The following is a 16,189-nucleotide window of genomic DNA, read 5'->3' on the forward strand; positions in this document are numbered from 1 at the left end:
CTTGCAAAAAGCAGACCATTGGAACAAGGTAGTTGCCTATGCAACCGACAACACCACTCGCTAAATTCCTCCCTTATCAGCTTTCGATCACGTCGAATGCTGTCAGTGGACGGATCGCCCAGGAATACCGTTCCCGCTTCGGTCTCAGCGTGCCTGAATGGCGCGTGATGGCCGTTTTGGGCGATTCCGGATCGCTCACCCAGCGTGAGCTGACGCGCCGCACATTGATGGACAAGGTGGCGGTGAACCGCGCCTGCAAGGTGCTGGAGGAGCGCGGCCTTGCCGTGCGCACGCCCAACGCGCAGGACGGCCGGTCGCACCATCTGGACCTGACGCCGGCGGGCGTGGCCATGCACGGCCAGATCATGCCTCTGGCAGTGGAAATGGAACGCGCGCTGTTTGACGGTTTCACTGCGGAGGAGATGGATCAGTTCCGCTCCCTGCTGGAAAAGGTCCGCGGCCAGGTCCGCGACTTTGACGACGATGCCATAGAGAGCGACAATTACGGCGTGAGCTGAACTGTCCGGGCAGATATCCGGCTCCAGCGCAAAACCCGCTCCAACAGAAAAGGCCCCGCACGGTAGTACCGGCGGGGCCTTTTCGTTTGTCGGTCCCTGTCGGGCGCCTTGTCGGGGACCCTGTCCGGGGCCCTTGGCGGCTGAGCGGATCAGGCGCCGCCGCTGCCGGGAGGGCCATCGCCGGCAAAGGCGTCTGCGATGGAACAGGCTGCCGGGCCAAGGATCACGATGAACAGCACGGGCAGGATGAACATGATCAGCGGTATGGTCATGATCGCGGGCAGGCGCGCGGCCTTTTCCTCGGCCCGCATCATCCGCTCGTTACGGAATTCGGCAGACAGCACGCGCAGGGCAGAGGCCAGCGGCGTACCATAGCGTTCAGTCTGAACCATTGTCGTCACCACACCGCGCACCGCATCCAGATCGACACGGTAAGCCAGGTTTTCGAACGCCTGCCGACGCTCTGTGAGGAACGACAGCTCGATCGCGGTCAGGGCAAACTCGTCACCCAGTTCGGGATAGGCACGGCCCAGTTCCTTGGCCACGCGGTTGAAGGCGGCATCCACCGTCAGGCCCGCTTCGGCGCAGATGACCAGCAGATCCAGCGCATCTGGCAGGCCCTTCTGGATCTCCTTGATGCGTTTGCCGGAGACATTGCTGAGATAGATTTCGGGAGCCTTGTAGCCAAGGATCACCAGCGTGGCGAAACCCATGAACCGCTTGGTGCTGCTCCAGTCGGGAAACACGTCGGTCCAGTAGAAGATCGTCACGCCGATCAGGCCAAGCACGATGGGCAGGACCATGCGTGAGAAGAGGACGACAACCGCCATCTCCTTGTTGCGGAAACCGGCCTGTGCCAGCTTCTGCTGGATCTGCTTGACCTGGCTTTCCTGGAGGACCTTCATGCCCTCCATGGTTTCCTTCAGCTTGTCCGTGGTTTCAGACTTGCGGACCAGGCTCTGGCGCTTCTTGGTCCCTTGCGTGATCATGCCCGTCTTGAGCTCTGTACGCCGGGCGTTGAGCGATTTGACACGCTTGGCCATCGGGTCTTTCACCGTGAGGGCGGCATAGATGACAAGGACCACGGCGGCGGCGGCAATGCCGGCCAGGATCGTGCCGACGAGGATAACGTCGACGCCCAGGAGCGTGGGTCCGGAAGCGGGAGCAATCATGTTCAATCAGCCTTTCTTGCTCAAACTTCGAAGCTGACCATCTTGGCCATGATGAAGCCGCCGATAGCCATCCATACCATTCCGCCAAGACCGGTCACGATCAGGCGGTCATCGGAAAAGAAGCCGGCCAGATATTCAGGATTGATCCAGTAGATCATCCCGAACACGATGAAGGGCAGGGAGCCCACGATATAGGCAGAAGCCTTTGATTCAGAGCTCATGGCCTTGATCTTCAGCTTCATCTGACTGCGCTTGCGCAGAACTTCTGCCAGGTTGGACAGCGTTTCAGCCAGATTGCCGCCCGTCTCGCGCTGAATGGCCAGGGTAATGACGAAGAACTGGAACTCGGCAGTGCCGAGCTTGTTGGCGGTTTCCTGCAGCGCATCTTCCATCGTGCGGCCGATCTTCATGCGTTCCACCACGCTGCGGAATTCCGATCCGACCGGGCCGGGAACCTCGCTCGCGACCACGCTCAGCGTTTCTGCCACCGGCAGGCCCGACCTGAGGCCGCGCACCAGCAATTCGATGGCATCGGGAAACTTGCTGTTGAAGCCGTTGGTCCGGCGCTTGATCATGAATTTGACCACCATGTGGGGCAGGCCGGCGCCAACCATGACGCCAACACCCATTGCCAGCAGTGCGGCACCGGTCTGCAGATACAGCAGCGCGGTAACCACCAGACCCAGACCCAGCGAACCATAGAGATATTGTGCCACCGTCCAGCGCATGCCGGTGCGATCGATCCGCAGCGACAGGGCTTCCCCGCGTGAGGAGGAACCAGCGGCCTTGTGCATCTTCGGCTTGCGCGCCGCGATGGCCTTTTTCAGCTGCGATTCGACCTTGTCCTTGGTGCTTTCGGAATGGCGATAGCGAACGGCTTCCAGCCTGCGCTGACTTGCCTTGGCGGCGTTTGGACCTGCCAGCATGGTATAGCCCAGGACCATCAGTCCCATAAGGCCAACCCCCACCAGCAGAAGCTGTAAGATGCTCATGTCTCGCCTTCGCTAAGTTGACTGTTGCACATGGCGGGTCTGGCGGCCCCGAAAGGCCGCCTCGCCCGGACTCGGTTCATTATGCCGATTGGGCCGCGCCAGCGGTTTCCGGCTCTTTCTTCTTGGACAGCATTGCCTTGAGATCGAACTTGCCCAGCAACGAGGTGCCGCTCTTGCTCGATTGTTCCAGGCTCGCCCCCTCGTCACTGCCCGCGCCGATGATGGCATTGGCCACATCGTGCATGACAGCGGCGGATTTTGCCGAGCGGTTGGCTTCGGCAAAGGTCTGGCCCAGCTTGGCGGCGTTGATTGCGGCCTTCTGTTCGAACGGGATCGTGAAGTTGATCTTGCGTTCGATCGAAGCCTCGAAATCGGCCTTGCTGATCTCGCTCGCGCCCTGATGCACCTTGTTGCACACGATCATCGGCTGCGCCGTGGGCGCATTGGACTTGAGCCACGACAGGATGCGAATGGTGTCACGCGCGGAGGCGAGCGTCATCTCGGTAACCAGCGTCACCACGTTCACATCGGTCAGCAGGTGGGGGAAGTTGATCAGCATGTTGCGCGGCATGTCGATCACCGTCATGTCGAACGCAGAGCGGAATTCCTCCTCCAGCTGGATGAAGGCCGATCCATCGGTCATCAGCGGCGAATTGATTGGTGCTTCGGCGGACATGATCGCCAGGCGATCATTGGCGCGGATCATGGCGCGTTCGATGAACAGCCCGTCGATGCGGCTGGGATTTTCGATCGCGTCGGTCAGGCCGCGGCCCGGCTCCAGATCGAGCGTCAGCGCGCCTGTGCCAAAATGGACATCGAGGTCGAGCAGCGCGGTCGAGCGTTCATGCTCGGTCGAAAACAGCCAGGCGATGGACGTCGCGATTGTCGATGCGCCCACACCGCCGCGCGTGCCGACCACGGCAGTGGCGATGTGCTTCTTTTCGCCGTCGTGTTCGGTATTGCGCGGGGCAGAGAACACCGCCTGCGCCTGGGTCAGCGCATCACGCAGCTGCGAGGCCGAAAGCGGCTTGAGCAGGTAATCGTGAATGCCGCTGGACAGCAGATCGCGGTACAGGCGCACGTCATTGACCTGGCCGATGGCAATCACCACCGTGCCTGGCTCGCACACTTCGGCCAGCGCGTTGATATCGTTGAGCGGATCGCCGCTTTCCGACAGATCGACCATCAGGATGGCCGGGCTGGCGGAGATCGACAGAGATTGCACCGCATTGCGCAGGCCGCCCTTGTTGCACTTCTCCGGCTGCCAGCCCATCTCGATGATGACCGGACGCAGGACATCCAGCGCGCTTTCATCACAGATAAAGGCGGCAAAGGGATCGCGGTTGCCCGAAGGGCCGGATTTGAAAGGAGCATTCATCGCTTAATTCCCCGTGCTGGAAACTGTGGGCAGTTCACCGCCCGTAGGCGTGCTGTCGCGGTATGCTGCGATGGCCTTGGTCGAACTCATCACAACCGTGTCGCCGGTGCCCGCTGCCCCGTTGAGCAGGTGCTCGGGATCGGCGATCATCGCGGCCAGGTTGCTGTTCACCGAACAGCCGAAATTGGGCGAGGTATTGTTGCCCAGATTGCCGTTGGCATTGCCCGACCAGTTGGGGCAATTGGGCACAGAAGCGGTCGATCGCGTTACAACCACGCGCACATTGCCGGGATCGACATAGCCGACCGTGACAGGTGCACCTTCGCTGACGAGAATGCCCTGGCGGCTGGCGATTGCGGCCACATCCTCGCGAACGGCATCGCTGGCGAGCGGATCGTCGATCGAGACGCGATCGCCATAGCCAAGCTCCATAGCTTCAAACCAGTCTGCCAGACGGGACTGTTCGGGCACGGTCAGGCCGCTGCTGCTGGCCATCAGGTCGAGCGTGAAGTTGGAGCGCTGGACGACCGGCTGGTTGACGCTGTTGAGCGACGAATTGGCCGGCGAAGGGGTGGTACATGCGCCCAGGCCCATGCCGAGCGAGAGAGCGATGGCCACAGCGGCACTGCGTTTCATGTGAATGGTCATTGCGATCACCTCTCTCAATTCAGGCTGAAGCCGGGGGCTGCTGCCTCGGCGCTTTGTTCACTGGAACCGGACGGAGCCGCGCCATCAGCCAGCGGCTGACCGGACTGGTCGGTCACGCTCAGGCCCGGACCCGCCGGTGCGCTTTCGATTGCGCTGGGCATCGGGCGGGTTTCCCCGCTCACACCATTGTGCTCGCGATTGAGCAGGAACTGCTCGGCCGCCGTCGGGGCATGGAAGCCATCTGTCGGCAGCACGATTTCGCGGTCGCTCACAGGTTCGACCAGATACGGCGTCACCACGATCACCAGCTCGGTTTCGCCGCGGCGGAACTCGGTGGAGCGGAACAGATTGCCCAGGATCGGAATCTCGCCTGCGCCGGGGGCGCGGTCGATCGTGTTCTGGGCATTGTTGCTGAGCAGTCCGGCGATCATGAAGCTCTGGCCGGAGCCGAGTTCGATCGTCGTTTCCGCGCGGCGAATGGTCAGCGCGGGGATCTGGAAGCCGTTCAGCGTCACTGCGCCCTGGCTGGAAAGCTCGGACACTTCCGGGCGGACACGCAGCGAGATGCGGCCGTTGGAAAGCACGGTGGGCGAATAGGCCAGGCTGACGCCATATTTCTTGTATTCGACCGTGGTCGTGCCCAGGCCCTGGCTCAGCGGGATCGGGAATTCACCGCCGGCGAGGAATTCCGCCGACTCGCCCGAGAGCGCTGTCAGGTTGGGCTGTGAAAGCGTGGTCACCAGGCCTTCGCGTTCGGCAAGGTCGAGCGCGGCGCCGATATCCATTCCCAGCAGTCGGCCAAAGGCGCCAAGCGTGGTACCAGGGGTAATCTGGTCAACGATATTATAGCCTTCACCATCAAGCGCGGCACCAACCGCGACCGGGCCCATTGGCACGCGCAGGCCGGTTACCGGATCGATATAGGAAGGCACGAACTGCGAAACCGCGCCGCGACCCTGGCCAACGCCGAACTGGAAGCCGCCAGTGCCATCGACCGTGGTCAGATTGGCACCGATTGCGCGCACCAGCGAACGGCTGACTTCAGCGAAGCGGACGCGCAGGTTGACCTGCAGCGGTGTCGCCATGCGCAGGCGCGAAATGACATTGGCACCCTCGCCCACGAATGCGGACACCAGGCGCTCGGCCTCGGCAGCATCTTCAGGAGCAGCCACAGTGCCGGTCAGCAGCACGGTGTTGGAACCCATCGTCGCGACCGAGATCTGCGCTTCGGGCATGGCCAGAGCCAGCATCTGATCGATTGAATCGATGTTGGAGCCGACCCGGACATTGGCAGACCAGATGATGTCTCCGTTGGCATTGCTGGCGTAGATGGTGGTCTCTCCGCCGGCCAGGCCAAACACGAACAGCTGGCGCTGCGACTTGACCTGGACATCGGCCACCGTTTCGTTGGCGACAAAGATATCGGCCATATTGCCCGGTACGGTCACCAGCTCGCCGCGGCCGATCGACAGGACGATATCCTGCGCCGGGCTGACAACGGCCTGGGCGTGTGCCGTGCCCACGGGCGCGGCGGCCAGAGGTGCGATCGCACATGCGGCGGTCAGCACGGTCTTGAAAAGGCGGCTCTGCATTGATTTGCCCCTAGAATTGCATCCGGTTGAATGAGCGGATTGGCGAGGTGTGTTGATGGTTGTCATGGTGATCACCGCAGGCTCGACGGGCCGAGTCTGGCCGTATCGCCGCCTGCACCCATGGCCTGGGCCTGGCGATCGAGGATCGCACCGGCGCCGCGGTCCACGGATTCAACGGTGGTGGCCTTGCCGCGGGTCACATTGACCGTCGGCCCGCTGGGACGTGCCACTCCGTTGAAGCCGGCAGCCGCAGGAGGAGCGTTGACTGTCATGGTGGGTTGCGCGGTATTGCTGCTGGTCGACGGCATGGTGCGGCGCTGGAAGCGCGACACATCGCCGCCGGTCACATAGGTGGTGGCTCCATCACGCGGGCGGGAAACCGCCTGGCGAAGGAACAGGTCCTCTTCCTCTTGCGAGGCATTGGCCGGCACTTCGATATCACCCGAAGCAATCGCGCGGTCGAGTTCGGACTGGTTGTCCGCGATCGAGCGCAGCGACAGGCTGAGTGTGCCGATGGTCTGCGCCACGGCAACCTTCTCACCGATGCGCGGGGTCACTTCCAGAGTGACCGTGCGGAAGGCGCGGACCACGGTGCGGCCGTCTTCGGTGGTGGTGGTTTCGGTGGACTGATCGGTCGCCAGAACGCGCAGGTTCTGCAAGATAGTTTCCGACGTCTGCAGCCCCTGGCTGTCTTCACCCTGGATGGTCTGGGTCAGCACCAGGTCAACGCGGTCACCCGGGAAGACGAAGCCGCCAACACCCGTGCGGGCGGAAACAGGTACGGTCACGGCACGCATGCCCGGCCCAAGCGCCGCAGCAAGGAAGCCGCGATCGCCAGGAGCGACCAGCGAACCCTGTGTCACCGGCTCGCCAGCGGTAATGGCATGGCGCACAACGGTGCCCATCAGCAGTTCCATATTGGCTTCACCGTCGATGAAGTAGGCATCCTGAACCAGTTCCTGCGGCCACAGCTGGAAGCCGATGGCATCCGCAGTGATGATCGTGCCGACCGGCAGGCCGCGCTTGGCGACCAGGACCTTGGGTCCCTGCGGTTCAACGGGGGCGGCTTCCACCTCTGGTGCGGCGGCGCCGGCAAACATGCTCCGGGCAGCAAGAGCGGTACCGATCGCTATGATCAGCGCTCCCAGCAGCAAAATGAGCTTCTTCTTGTCCATGGTGCTTCAAGCCCCCTTCGTGAACCTTGCGGATTGGATTTCACCGCATAGGTCGTAATTGGTTAAAATGAGGTTCACCCCGCCACGCCGCCCAGCGTGGAAACGGGAAGATAGAATGCGATGATGATCCACAGCCCGGCAGAGGCGATGGCCACGCCATAGGGAATTGCGATCTTGTCACGCTCGCGGCGCATGATGTGCCATCCGGCGACCACGATCGTCAGCACGCCGCCGATCAGCGCCATCATGATGAGGAATTTCAGGAAGTGGACCGGTGCGATCCACAGCGCCATCGCGGTCAGCAATTTCACATCTCCGCCGCCCATGGCGCGCAGGGCAAACACCACAGAGAGTACCAGGAAGGTCGCCACCGCGATGCCGAGCTGGATGGCGATGTCTGGCCACAGCGACATGCCGCTGGCCCACCAGTAAACCGGCGCGCCAAGAGCAATGGCTGCGTTGAGCCAATTGGCGATCTTGCGCTGCGTGATATCGGTGAAGGCTGCTACCAGCAGCCCGATTGCCAATGCGGCAAGCAAACCGTACTTGATCGGATCGTCTAGCATCGAAAGTCCCTCAGGTTCCCCTTGGATTTCGTGTGCTAGCGGCGATCACTTACCAAATAGTAACCACGGGCAGGAGGCTGGTATTAGTCAAAGCGGAAAGTTCCCGGCGGCAGAGTTTGACCGCAGGGCCATTCCGCCCGGTGCCAGCGAGGCCATGTGGCGCGCGCCTGACGGGCATGAAATCCGCTGGATCGATTTTCCCCCGCCCGATGATCACGTGCCGGTGCGCGGATCGATACTGTTCATGCCCGGACGCGGCGATTTTTATGAGAAGTATCTGGAAACGTTTGAAAACCTGCGCCTCTTGGGCTGGCGGGTAAGCGCTGCCGACTGGCGCGGACAGGCCGGTTCGGGCCGTCTGGGCGCCGATGCGGTGACCGGCCATATCGATGATTTCGGCATCTGGACGGCTGATTTGGCCGCATTCTGGAGCGACTGGGCAAAGGGGCGCGAGGGGGCGCTGGTGCTGGCCGGCCATTCGATGGGCGGCCATCTGGTGCTGCGCACTCTGGCTGAAAAAACTTTGCAGCCGCACTGCGATGGGCTGGTCATGATCGCGCCAATGCTGGGTGTGCAGCCCCAGTTTCTGCCCGTCTGGCTGCAACGCGGCGTGGCCCGAGTGCAGATGTGGCTGGGCGATTCGCGCCGTCCGGCGTGGAAATGGAGCGAGAAGCCCGGCGAAGTCCCGCGTTTTCGCCAGCGGCTGCTGACCCATGACGATGCGCGCTATGCGGATGAACTGTGGTGGCGAGATCACCGGCCCCAGCTGGTGATGGGTCCGGGCAGCTGGAGCTGGGTGGCCAGCGCGCTGCGATCGATCAGCCTGCTCAACAGGCCCGGCATGCTGGAGGCGGTTGCAACGCCGGTGCTGATCCTTGCGGTAAAGGGTGACAAGCTGGTCAGCCCGCGCGCCATTCGCCGTGCAGCGCGCCGCCTTCCCCATGCCCGGCTGGTGGAATTCGGTCCGGAAGCGGCACATGAAATCCTGCGCGAGGCAGACCCGGTGCGCAACCGGGCGCTTGCACAATTGGACGATTTCCTGAACAGGCTCGCCCCGGTTTGAACGAACACTTCGATATTGCCGTGATCGGCGCCGGAATGGCAGGGGCGAGCCTGGCGGCGGAGCTGGCGCCCCATGCCCGTGTGCTGCTGGCAGAGGCGGAGGAGTTTCCCGGCTATCACGCCACCGGACGCTCCGCTGCCTTCTGGGAGGAGTGCTATGGCGGCCCCTCCATCGTTCCGCTCACACTGGCATCCGGCACATGGCTGCGCGAAGGCGGCTTCCTGCACCAGCGCGGGGCCTTGTATATTGCGCGCGATCAGGACGAGGCGGCTTTGCAGGACTTTGCCAGCAGCTTTGCCGGAACGGGCGTATCGATAGAAACGGTCCGGCGGGACGAGATCGAGCGGCAGGTTCCCGGCATCCTGCCCGGCTGGACGCAGGCGATCAGTGAGCCGCATTGTGCCGATATCGATGTGGGCGCGCTGCATCAGCATTATCTGGGGCAGGCCAGATCAGGCGGCGTGGCGGTGCGCAACCGGCACCGGCTGGTCTCTGCCCAGAGGAATGGCGATGGCTGGCTGCTGCAGTTTCACGGCGGGATCACTGTGCATGCAGACATTCTGGTCAATGCCGCGGGTGCCTGGGCGGATCCGCTGGCGCAGATGGCCGGGGCGCAGGCGTTGGGCATAACGCCTTATCGCCGCACGGTGGCACAATTGCGCGTGGCCCCTGCGCCCGCTGCGGACATGCCGCTGGTGCTGGACATCAACGGAACCTTCTATTTCAAGCCGGAGAACGGCCGCCTGTGGCTCAGCCCGCATGACGAAACGCCCAGCCAGCCGTGCGATGCCGCGCCGGAGGAGATGGATATTGCTGTGGCGATCGACCGGTTCGAGCACGTGGTGGGCTGGAAAATCGAAGCGCTGGAGCGCAAATGGGCGGGCCTGCGCAGTTTCGCGCCCGACCGGCGGCCCGTCTATGGCCACGATCCGCGCTGCGATGGCCTGTTCTGGTTTGCCGGGCAGGGCGGGTTCGGCATCCAGACTGCGCCTGCCGCCGCGCGCCTTGCCGCGCAGCTGCTGCTGGACCTGCCGCGCGATGACATGACCAAGGGCATTCAAGCGGCAGATTACAGCCCTGCGCGCTTTGGCTAGCCAATTGTCACACAATCGTTAGGCTTGTCGCGAATCGTTCAAGAGGAGAGAAGCTTTGGCTCACAAGTTTGAGATTTATAAGGACAAGGCAGGCGAGTTCCGCGTGCGCTTCAAGTATAATTCGGAGGTCATGTTCTCGACCGAAGGCTACTCAAGCAAGTCGAGTGCCGAGAACGCCATCGCTTCGATCAAGAAGAACGGCCCGGACGCACCCACCGAAGACAACAGCTAAGCTGAAGGTCTGTTGACCGCTTCGTCCGCAGCATCGCTGGCGAGGCGGTCGACCCTTTCGTTTTCTACGTGGCCGTTGTGGCCCTTGACCCATTGCCAGGTCACCTTGTGCGGACGCACAGCCTCAATCAGATCATGCCACAGATCGGCATTGCGCACCGGCTTCTTGCTGGCATTGATCCAGCCGTTCTTCTGCCATCCCTTGATCCACTTGGTCATCCCGTCGATGACATATTTGCTGTCCGAATGGATGGTGACTTCGCACGGTTCGATCAGCGCGTGAAGGCCGCGGATGACGGCGGTCATCTCCATCCGGTTGTTGGTGGTATCGTCCTCCCCGCCGGACATTTCCTTTTCGTGGCTGCCCATGCGCAGCAGCACGCCCCAGCCGCCGGGGCCGGGATTGCCCTTGCAGGCGCCATCGGTGAAGATATCGACTTTTTTCATACGCCTGCAAAAGCCTTCGCGCCCTGCTCTGCATAGAATTGCAGGCGGCGGGCGAAGTCCATCGGGTCCTTTCTCGTCACCAGCGCATCGGCCGGAGTGTTGAGCCAATCATAGGCGCGCGTGGCGATAAAGCGCATTGCCGCACCGCGTGCCAGAATGGGCAATGCGGCGCGCTCGGCCTCGCTCAGGGGACGCACGCTTTCATAACCCGCCATCAGCGCGGTGGAGATTTCCGGCCGGAACGTGCGACCGTGATCGGCAAAGCACCACGCGGCGTGGGTCACGGCCAGATCATAGGCGAAGAAATCGGTGCAGGCGAAATAGAAGTCTATCAGCCCGCTCACCCGGTCGCCCAGCATCAGCACGTTATCGGGGAACAGATCGGCATGGCACACGCCCTGCGGCAATCCGGCGGGCCAGTTCGCGGTCAGATAGGCCAGTGCATCCTTGACGATGGCGGGCAGGGCGGGATCGATCTGCGCCAGGCCTTCGGGGCCGCACTGGTCGGTCAGTTCCTGCCACGATGCCAGGCCCATTTCATTGCGGCGGCTGTCATAATCCGCTGCGGCAAGGTGAATCTCCGCCAGCGCCTTGCCCACGGACCGGGCCTGTTCGGGCTGGGGCCGGTCAATGGAAACGCCGGGCAGGAATTCTATCAGCGCCACGGCCTTGTCACCAATCTTGCGCCACGATGCGCCGTCCCGGTCATGAATCGTGCGCGGCACCGGGCAACCCTTGTCCGCCAGCAGGTCCAGCAGTCCCAGGAAGAACGGCAGGTCGCGCATTTCGATGCGGAATTCATACATGGTCAGAATGTAGCGCGCGCCCCCACCATTCTTGCGGGCGGCGTCGCTGCCGGTCGTCTCGATCAGCCAGTTGGAATTGGACACGCCCTCGGCAATGCCCTTGGCACTGACCAGTTCGCCAACATCGTAATGCGCGATCAGGCTGGACAGGTCATCTGCCGACAGATGCGTATAAACGGCCACGCCGCACCTATTCCATCAATTGCCGGGGCAGCTTGAAAACCATCTTCTCCTCGGCGGAGATGATCGTGCGTTCTTCCACCGCGCGCCACTGCGACAGGCGGTCGACAACTTCGCGCACCAGCAGTTCCGGGGCAGAGGCCCCGGCGGAAATGCCGATGGTTGCCACGCCTTCAAGCCAGCTTTCATCAATCTCGGTCGCGCGTTCAATCAGCCGGGCAGGCGTGCCGCAGCGCTCGGCCACTTCCACCAGCCGCAGCGAATTGGAGGAGTTGGGCGCGCCGATAACCAGCACCAGATCTGCCTCGGGCGCCACGTCCTTGACCGCCGCCTGGCGGTTTGATGTGGCATAGCAGATGTCTTCCGCCTTGGGCGCCACGATCTGCGGATAGCGAATCTTGAGCGCGGCGATGATATCGGCCGTATCATCCACAGACAGTGTGGTCTGTGTGAGGAAGGACAGTTCCTGCCCCTCGGGGAATTCGAGCCGGTCGACATCGTCCACGGTTTCCACCAGCGTCATCTCACCCTCGGCCACCTGGCCGAATGTTCCGATCACTTCGGGATGGCCCTTGTGGCCGATGAACAGGATGTGCCGTCCAGCTTCTATCTGACGTTCGGCCTGGCGGTGCACCTTGGACACCAGCGGGCAGGTGGCATCGACATAGATCATCTGCCGCCGCTCCGCCTCTGCCGGAACCGATTTGGGCACGCCGTGGGCGCTGAAAACCACCGGCACGCCTTCGGGCACCTCGTCCAGTTCCTCCACGAAAATTGCGCCCTTTGCGCGCAACGCATCCACCACATAGCGGTTGTGGACAATCTCGTGGCGGACATAGACGGGCGCGCCATATCGATCGAGCGCACGCTCGACGATTTCGATGGCGCGGTCGACACCGGCGCAGAAGCCGCGCGGAGCAGCAATCAGCACCTTGAGGGGCAGCTTTTGCGCGCTGCCATGCGTTTCGGGAAAGGGGGCGTTCATATCCTGCGCCCTAGCGGTTGTCGCCCCGCAGTGAAAGGGGTAGGGGCTGCATCAGATGAAGGACAAGGACCAGGGATGAAAAGACGTAATGCATTGATCGCTGCTGGTCTTGCCGCAGCGGCACTGGCTGGATGCAAGACCACAGGCGATATCGTCGTCCAGCAAGGCGTGGGCATCACCGCCCTGCGCTCGGTCTGTCCCGCCGTGGGCATTCCCGAATTTACCGGCGACATCACGCTCTTCTCGCCTGCCGGATCGGTTACTGCCGATGCCATGGACGTGACCGCAACGATCACCAATGTGCGCAGCAATTGCGATGATTCGGGTGATGAGGTCTTTTCCAGCGCCACATTCGAAGTGCAGGCCATGCGCCGCAACACATCGGGTGCGCGGTCGGTGGAACTCCCCTATTTCAGCAGCGTGGTTCGCGGTGGCAGCTCGGTTGTCGCCAAGCGCGTTGGCACGGTCACGCTGAACTTTGCCGATGGCCAGGCCCGCGCCAGTGCGATGGGCACCGCAGGCGCAGTGGTCAACCGGGCAGAGGCAACGCTTCCGCCAGACATCCGCCAGCGCATCACGCGTCCGCGCCGTGCGGGCGATAATGATGCCGCGGTCGATCCTTTGACGGAGCCGGATATCCGCGCCGCACTGGCCCGTGCCAACTTCGAACTGCTGGTGGGTTTCCAGCTGAGCGAGGACCAGCTGGCCTATAACGTCACGCGTTAGACGCCTGCCGCTGCTACTGCTGCTTCCCCGCTGGCCTCAAACAGGCTAACGGCGCGCCCATGTCAGACATACAAACACTCTATGCCGCCTATGCGGCCCGGATCGATGCAGTGCTGTCCGCGCTGGAGAGCGAAGGCGTCCTGCCGCAGGGCACACCGCGCGGCAATGTCAGCGTGGAGCCTCCGCGCGATGCGTCGCACGGGGACCTGTCCACCAATGCCGCGATGGTGCTGGCCAAGCAGGCGGGCACCAATCCGCGCGCACTGGCGGATAAGATCGTGGCAAAGTTTGCCGCCGATCCGCTGGTCGACAGCGCCGAGATTGCCGGCCCCGGCTTCATCAACCTGCGTCTTGCGCCGGCCAACTGGCTGTCCGAAGTGGCTGCGATTGCCGCAATGGGCGATCACTATGGCCGCTCCGAGTTTGGCAAGGGCCGCCGGGTGAACGTGGAATATGTATCCGCCAATCCCACCGGTCCCATGCACATGGGCCACTGCCGCGGCGCGGTGGTGGGCGATGCGCTGGCGACCCTGCTGCAATTCGCCGGATATGACGTGACCCGCGAATATTACGTCAACGATGCGGGCGGTCAGGTGGACGTTCTCGCCCGCTCTGCCTTCTTGCGGTACAAGGAAGCGCTGGGCCACGATATCGGCGAAATCCCCGAGGGGCTTTACCCCGGCGACTATCTAAAGCCGGTCGGCGAAGCGCTGGCGAGCGAGCTGGGTGACCGGTTCGTGGATGAGCCGGAGGAGGAATGGCTGCCCATCTTCCGCGCGCAGGCGGTTACCGAAATGATGAACATGATCCGCTCCGACCTGGCGCTGCTGGGCATCAGGCATGATGTATTCTCATCCGAGGCGGCGTTGCAGATTGCCGGCAAGCCGGCCGAGGCCGAGGCTTGGCTGCGCTCACACGATCTGGTCTATGACGGCGTGCTGGAACAGCCCAAGGGCAAGGTGATCGAGGATTGGGAGCCGATCGAGCTGCCGTTGTTCCGCTCCACCAAGTTCGGCGACGACCAGGATCGCCCGATCCGCAAGTCTGACGGCAAGTGGACCTATTTCGGCGCTGACCTGGCCTATCACATGCAAAAGGCCGAGCATGCCGATGAGCTGATCGATATCTGGGGCGCGGACCATGCCGGTACGGTCAAGCGGATCAAGGCTGCGGTGGCGGCGCTGTCAGAAGGGCAGGGCAAACCCATCCCCTTCGACGTGAAGCTGGTGCAGATGGTCCAGCTGCTGCGCGGCGGTGAGCCGGTGAAGATGTCCAAGCGGTCAGGCAATTTCGTCACCATCGCCGAGATGGTGGAGGAAGTGGGCAAGGACGTGGTGCGTTTCACCATGCTGACCCGCAAGCCCGAAGCGCAGATGGATTTCGATTTCGCCAAGGTGGTGGAAGCGAGCAAGGACAATCCGGTGTTCTATGTCCAGTATGCCCATGCGCGGATCAGCTCTATCCTGCGCAAGGCGGCGGAGCAGGGCATTGCCCCGTCCGATGCCGACCTGGCCTTGCTGGGCGAAGACGAGATGACGCTGATCAAGCAGGCCGCCCAGTTCCCGCGTGAAGTGGAAGCGGCCGCCAAGGCCCGCGAACCGCACCGCATCGCCTTCTATCTGTATGAAATGGCGGCAGCCTTTCACGCCTACTGGAATCTGGGGAATGACGATGCGCAAAAGCGGATCATCGTGGCACAAAATCCCCAGCTGTCTGCTGCAAGGCTTTTCCTCTGCGTCCAAATCGGGCAGGTCTTGCGCAATGGGCTTTCCCTGTTGGGGGTAGAGGCCGTCGAGGAGCTGTAGGATGATGTGGCCGGGCGACGATCAGGATGAAGGCGAAGCCACCGATTCTGGTGCCAACGATCAGGGTAATGACGATGTTCTCCAGGCCGAGGAACAGCTGGTGCTGGCCGATGATGGAGAGCGCCTGCCCTGGCTCGAATCCGATGAAGAGTATGAGGAAGAAGGCTTCAACACCCGCCTGATCCTGTTTGCCCTGCTGGGATTGCTGGCCGTCGCGGCGATCGTGTTCACGGCATGGTTTTTCCTGCGTGACCAGTCAGACAACGAGATGTCTGCCGATGGCAGCACGATCTCTGCGCCCGATGAACCCTATAAGGAACGTCCCGAAGATCCCGGCGGCTCTGAAGTCGCAGGCACGGGCGATGTCAGCTATGGCGTGGGTGAAGGACAGGTGACTGAGGGCCGACTGGCCGATACTGCTCCTGCGCCTTCGATAGACATCGATCAGGCCGGCAATAATGCGTCCGCAGACGATGCGTCGGATTCCGAACCTGCTGCCGCTACCACCACCGGTGTTGGCGTACAGGTCGGGGCATTCTCCAGCCGCGCCGCAGCGCAAAATGGCTGGGCGCAGCTGCGCACTCGCTTCTCTGTCCTGCAAGGCGTGGATTACCGGATTGTGGAAGGCGCTGCCGATAGCGGGACGATTTACCGCCTGCAGGCCGTCGCCAGCAATGCCGCAGCCGCAGACACGCTGTGCCGCGCGATCCGCAGCTCCGGGGGCGATTGCCAGGTCAAGCGCTAGGGCGTTTTTCCACCGATTCATTTCCACATGCACGGGCTTGTATTAACTTGCCCGCAGCGGCGCTTT

17 protein-coding genes are annotated in these 16,189 nt (G+C 62.6%); 7 read left to right on the forward strand and 10 right to left on the reverse strand.

The genetic code is table 11. From position 1 onward, the window contains the following. Nucleotides 1-38 precede the first annotated feature (38 nt). Nucleotides 39-518: a MarR family winged helix-turn-helix transcriptional regulator gene (locus GRI32_RS09110; RefSeq protein WP_160591462.1), complete on the forward strand. Its 480-nt coding sequence runs from the start codon at nucleotides 39-41 to the stop codon at nucleotides 516-518. 149 nt (nucleotides 519-667) lie between these two features. Here the strand turns inward: GRI32_RS09110 and GRI32_RS09115 are convergent, their stop codons facing one another. From GRI32_RS09115 to GRI32_RS09145, 7 genes are all read right to left on the reverse strand, one after another. After that, on the reverse strand, nucleotides 668-1,690 hold the full coding sequence (locus tag GRI32_RS09115) for a type II secretion system F family protein (protein WP_160591464.1): 1,023 nt from the start codon (nucleotides 1,688-1,690) through the stop codon (nucleotides 668-670). Between the two features lie 20 nt (nucleotides 1,691-1,710). After that, nucleotides 1,711-2,682 carry a type II secretion system F family protein gene (locus tag GRI32_RS09120; protein ID WP_160591466.1) on the reverse strand — a complete coding sequence of 324 codons (972 nt, stop codon included), beginning with the start codon at nucleotides 2,680-2,682 and terminating at the stop codon, nucleotides 1,711-1,713. 79 nt (nucleotides 2,683-2,761) lie between these two features. After that, nucleotides 2,762-4,060, reverse strand: coding sequence for a pilus assembly protein CpaE (locus GRI32_RS09125; protein ID WP_160591468.1), 1,299 nt, complete (start codon nucleotides 4,058-4,060; stop codon nucleotides 2,762-2,764). A gap of 3 nt (nucleotides 4,061-4,063) precedes the next feature. After that, complete coding sequence (locus GRI32_RS09130; protein WP_160591470.1) at nucleotides 4,064-4,696, reverse strand: CpaD family pilus assembly protein; 633 nt, start codon at nucleotides 4,694-4,696, stop codon at nucleotides 4,064-4,066. Nucleotides 4,697-4,722: 26 nt separating this feature from the next. Continuing rightward, nucleotides 4,723-6,300, reverse strand: a complete 1,578-nt coding sequence (locus GRI32_RS09135; RefSeq protein ID WP_160591472.1) for a type II and III secretion system protein family protein — start codon at nucleotides 6,298-6,300, stop codon at nucleotides 4,723-4,725. 71 nt (nucleotides 6,301-6,371) lie between these two features. After that, nucleotides 6,372-7,475 (reverse strand): Flp pilus assembly protein CpaB, encoded by a 1,104-nt coding sequence (gene cpaB, locus GRI32_RS09140; protein ID WP_160591474.1) that lies wholly within the window; start codon nucleotides 7,473-7,475, stop codon nucleotides 6,372-6,374. Between the two features lie 74 nt (nucleotides 7,476-7,549). Continuing rightward, nucleotides 7,550-8,041: an A24 family peptidase gene (locus GRI32_RS09145; RefSeq protein ID WP_160591475.1), complete on the reverse strand. Its 492-nt coding sequence runs from the start codon at nucleotides 8,039-8,041 to the stop codon at nucleotides 7,550-7,552. Nucleotides 8,042-8,195: 154 nt separating this feature from the next. On the opposite strand from GRI32_RS09145, the gene GRI32_RS09150 reads away from it, so the two are divergent. The 3 genes from GRI32_RS09150 to GRI32_RS09160 are packed head-to-tail and all read left to right on the forward strand — an operon-like array spanning nucleotide 8,196 to nucleotide 10,430. After that, nucleotides 8,196-9,104: an alpha/beta fold hydrolase gene (locus GRI32_RS09150; protein ID WP_160591477.1), complete on the forward strand. Its 909-nt coding sequence runs from the start codon at nucleotides 8,196-8,198 to the stop codon at nucleotides 9,102-9,104. Further along, nucleotides 9,101-10,198, forward strand: a complete 1,098-nt coding sequence (locus tag GRI32_RS09155) for an NAD(P)/FAD-dependent oxidoreductase (RefSeq protein ID WP_160591479.1) — start codon at nucleotides 9,101-9,103, stop codon at nucleotides 10,196-10,198. The genes GRI32_RS09150 and GRI32_RS09155 overlap by 4 nt, the downstream gene beginning before the upstream one ends. Nucleotides 10,199-10,253: 55 nt before the next feature. Further along, nucleotides 10,254-10,430 (forward strand): YegP family protein, encoded by a 177-nt coding sequence (locus GRI32_RS09160; RefSeq protein ID WP_160591481.1) that lies wholly within the window; start codon nucleotides 10,254-10,256, stop codon nucleotides 10,428-10,430. Here the strand turns inward: GRI32_RS09160 and rnhA are convergent. The 3 genes from rnhA to ispH are packed head-to-tail and all read right to left on the reverse strand — an operon-like array spanning nucleotide 10,427 to nucleotide 12,847. Beyond that, nucleotides 10,427-10,876 carry a ribonuclease HI gene (rnhA, locus tag GRI32_RS09165; protein ID WP_160591483.1) on the reverse strand — a complete coding sequence of 150 codons (450 nt, stop codon included), beginning with the start codon at nucleotides 10,874-10,876 and terminating at the stop codon, nucleotides 10,427-10,429. The genes GRI32_RS09160 and rnhA overlap by 4 nt on opposite strands. Continuing rightward, nucleotides 10,873-11,865, reverse strand: coding sequence for a homoserine kinase (locus GRI32_RS09170; RefSeq protein WP_160591485.1), 993 nt, complete (start codon nucleotides 11,863-11,865; stop codon nucleotides 10,873-10,875). Before GRI32_RS09170 ends, rnhA begins: the two co-directional genes overlap by 4 nt. 7 nt (nucleotides 11,866-11,872) lie before the next feature. Further along, complete coding sequence (gene ispH, locus GRI32_RS09175; protein ID WP_160591487.1) at nucleotides 11,873-12,847, reverse strand: 4-hydroxy-3-methylbut-2-enyl diphosphate reductase; 975 nt, start codon at nucleotides 12,845-12,847, stop codon at nucleotides 11,873-11,875. 75 nt (nucleotides 12,848-12,922) lie between these two features. On the opposite strand from ispH, the gene GRI32_RS09180 reads away from it, so the two are divergent. The 3 genes from GRI32_RS09180 to GRI32_RS09190 are packed head-to-tail and all read left to right on the forward strand — an operon-like array spanning nucleotide 12,923 to nucleotide 16,123. Next, entirely contained in the window at nucleotides 12,923-13,573 is a 651-nt protein-coding gene (locus GRI32_RS09180; RefSeq protein ID WP_160591489.1) for a hypothetical protein, read from the forward strand. Nucleotides 13,574-13,632: 59 nt separating this feature from the next. Next, the gene (argS, locus tag GRI32_RS09185; protein ID WP_160591491.1) at nucleotides 13,633-15,378 is read left to right on the forward strand and encodes an arginine--tRNA ligase; all 1,746 of its coding nucleotides are present in this window, start codon (nucleotides 13,633-13,635) and stop codon (nucleotides 15,376-15,378) included. A 1-nt stretch (nucleotide 15,379) separates the two neighbouring features. Beyond that, entirely contained in the window at nucleotides 15,380-16,123 is a 744-nt protein-coding gene (locus tag GRI32_RS09190; RefSeq protein ID WP_237437487.1) for an SPOR domain-containing protein, read from the forward strand. Nucleotides 16,124-16,189 lie beyond the last annotated feature (66 nt).

Source organism: Alteraurantiacibacter aestuarii (genome assembly GCF_009827405.1).
Lineage (GTDB): Bacteria > Pseudomonadota > Alphaproteobacteria > Sphingomonadales > Sphingomonadaceae > Alteraurantiacibacter > Alteraurantiacibacter aestuarii.

Coding starts and splice junctions, on each gene's coding strand:
- GRI32_RS09110 (WP_160591462.1), top strand. CDS start 39: ATGCAACCGACAACACCACTCGCTAAATTCCTCCCTTATCAGCTTTCG.
- GRI32_RS09115 (WP_160591464.1), bottom strand. CDS start 1,690: ATGATTGCTCCCGCTTCCGGACCCACGCTCCTGGGCGTCGACGTTATC.
- GRI32_RS09120 (WP_160591466.1), bottom strand. CDS start 2,682: ATGAGCATCTTACAGCTTCTGCTGGTGGGGGTTGGCCTTATGGGACTG.
- GRI32_RS09125 (WP_160591468.1), bottom strand. CDS start 4,060: ATGAATGCTCCTTTCAAATCCGGCCCTTCGGGCAACCGCGATCCCTTT.
- GRI32_RS09130 (WP_160591470.1), bottom strand. CDS start 4,696: ATGAAACGCAGTGCCGCTGTGGCCATCGCTCTCTCGCTCGGCATGGGC.
- GRI32_RS09135 (WP_160591472.1), bottom strand. CDS start 6,300: ATGCAGAGCCGCCTTTTCAAGACCGTGCTGACCGCCGCATGTGCGATC.
- cpaB (WP_160591474.1), bottom strand. CDS start 7,475: ATGGACAAGAAGAAGCTCATTTTGCTGCTGGGAGCGCTGATCATAGCG.
- GRI32_RS09145 (WP_160591475.1), bottom strand. CDS start 8,041: ATGCTAGACGATCCGATCAAGTACGGTTTGCTTGCCGCATTGGCAATC.
- GRI32_RS09150 (WP_160591477.1), top strand. CDS start 8,196: ATGTGGCGCGCGCCTGACGGGCATGAAATCCGCTGGATCGATTTTCCC.
- rnhA (WP_160591483.1), bottom strand. CDS start 10,876: ATGAAAAAAGTCGATATCTTCACCGATGGCGCCTGCAAGGGCAATCCC.
- ispH (WP_160591487.1), bottom strand. CDS start 12,847: ATGAACGCCCCCTTTCCCGAAACGCATGGCAGCGCGCAAAAGCTGCCC.
- GRI32_RS09180 (WP_160591489.1), top strand. CDS start 12,923: ATGAAAAGACGTAATGCATTGATCGCTGCTGGTCTTGCCGCAGCGGCA.
- argS (WP_160591491.1), top strand. CDS start 13,633: ATGTCAGACATACAAACACTCTATGCCGCCTATGCGGCCCGGATCGAT.
- GRI32_RS09190 (WP_237437487.1), top strand. CDS start 15,380: ATGATGTGGCCGGGCGACGATCAGGATGAAGGCGAAGCCACCGATTCT.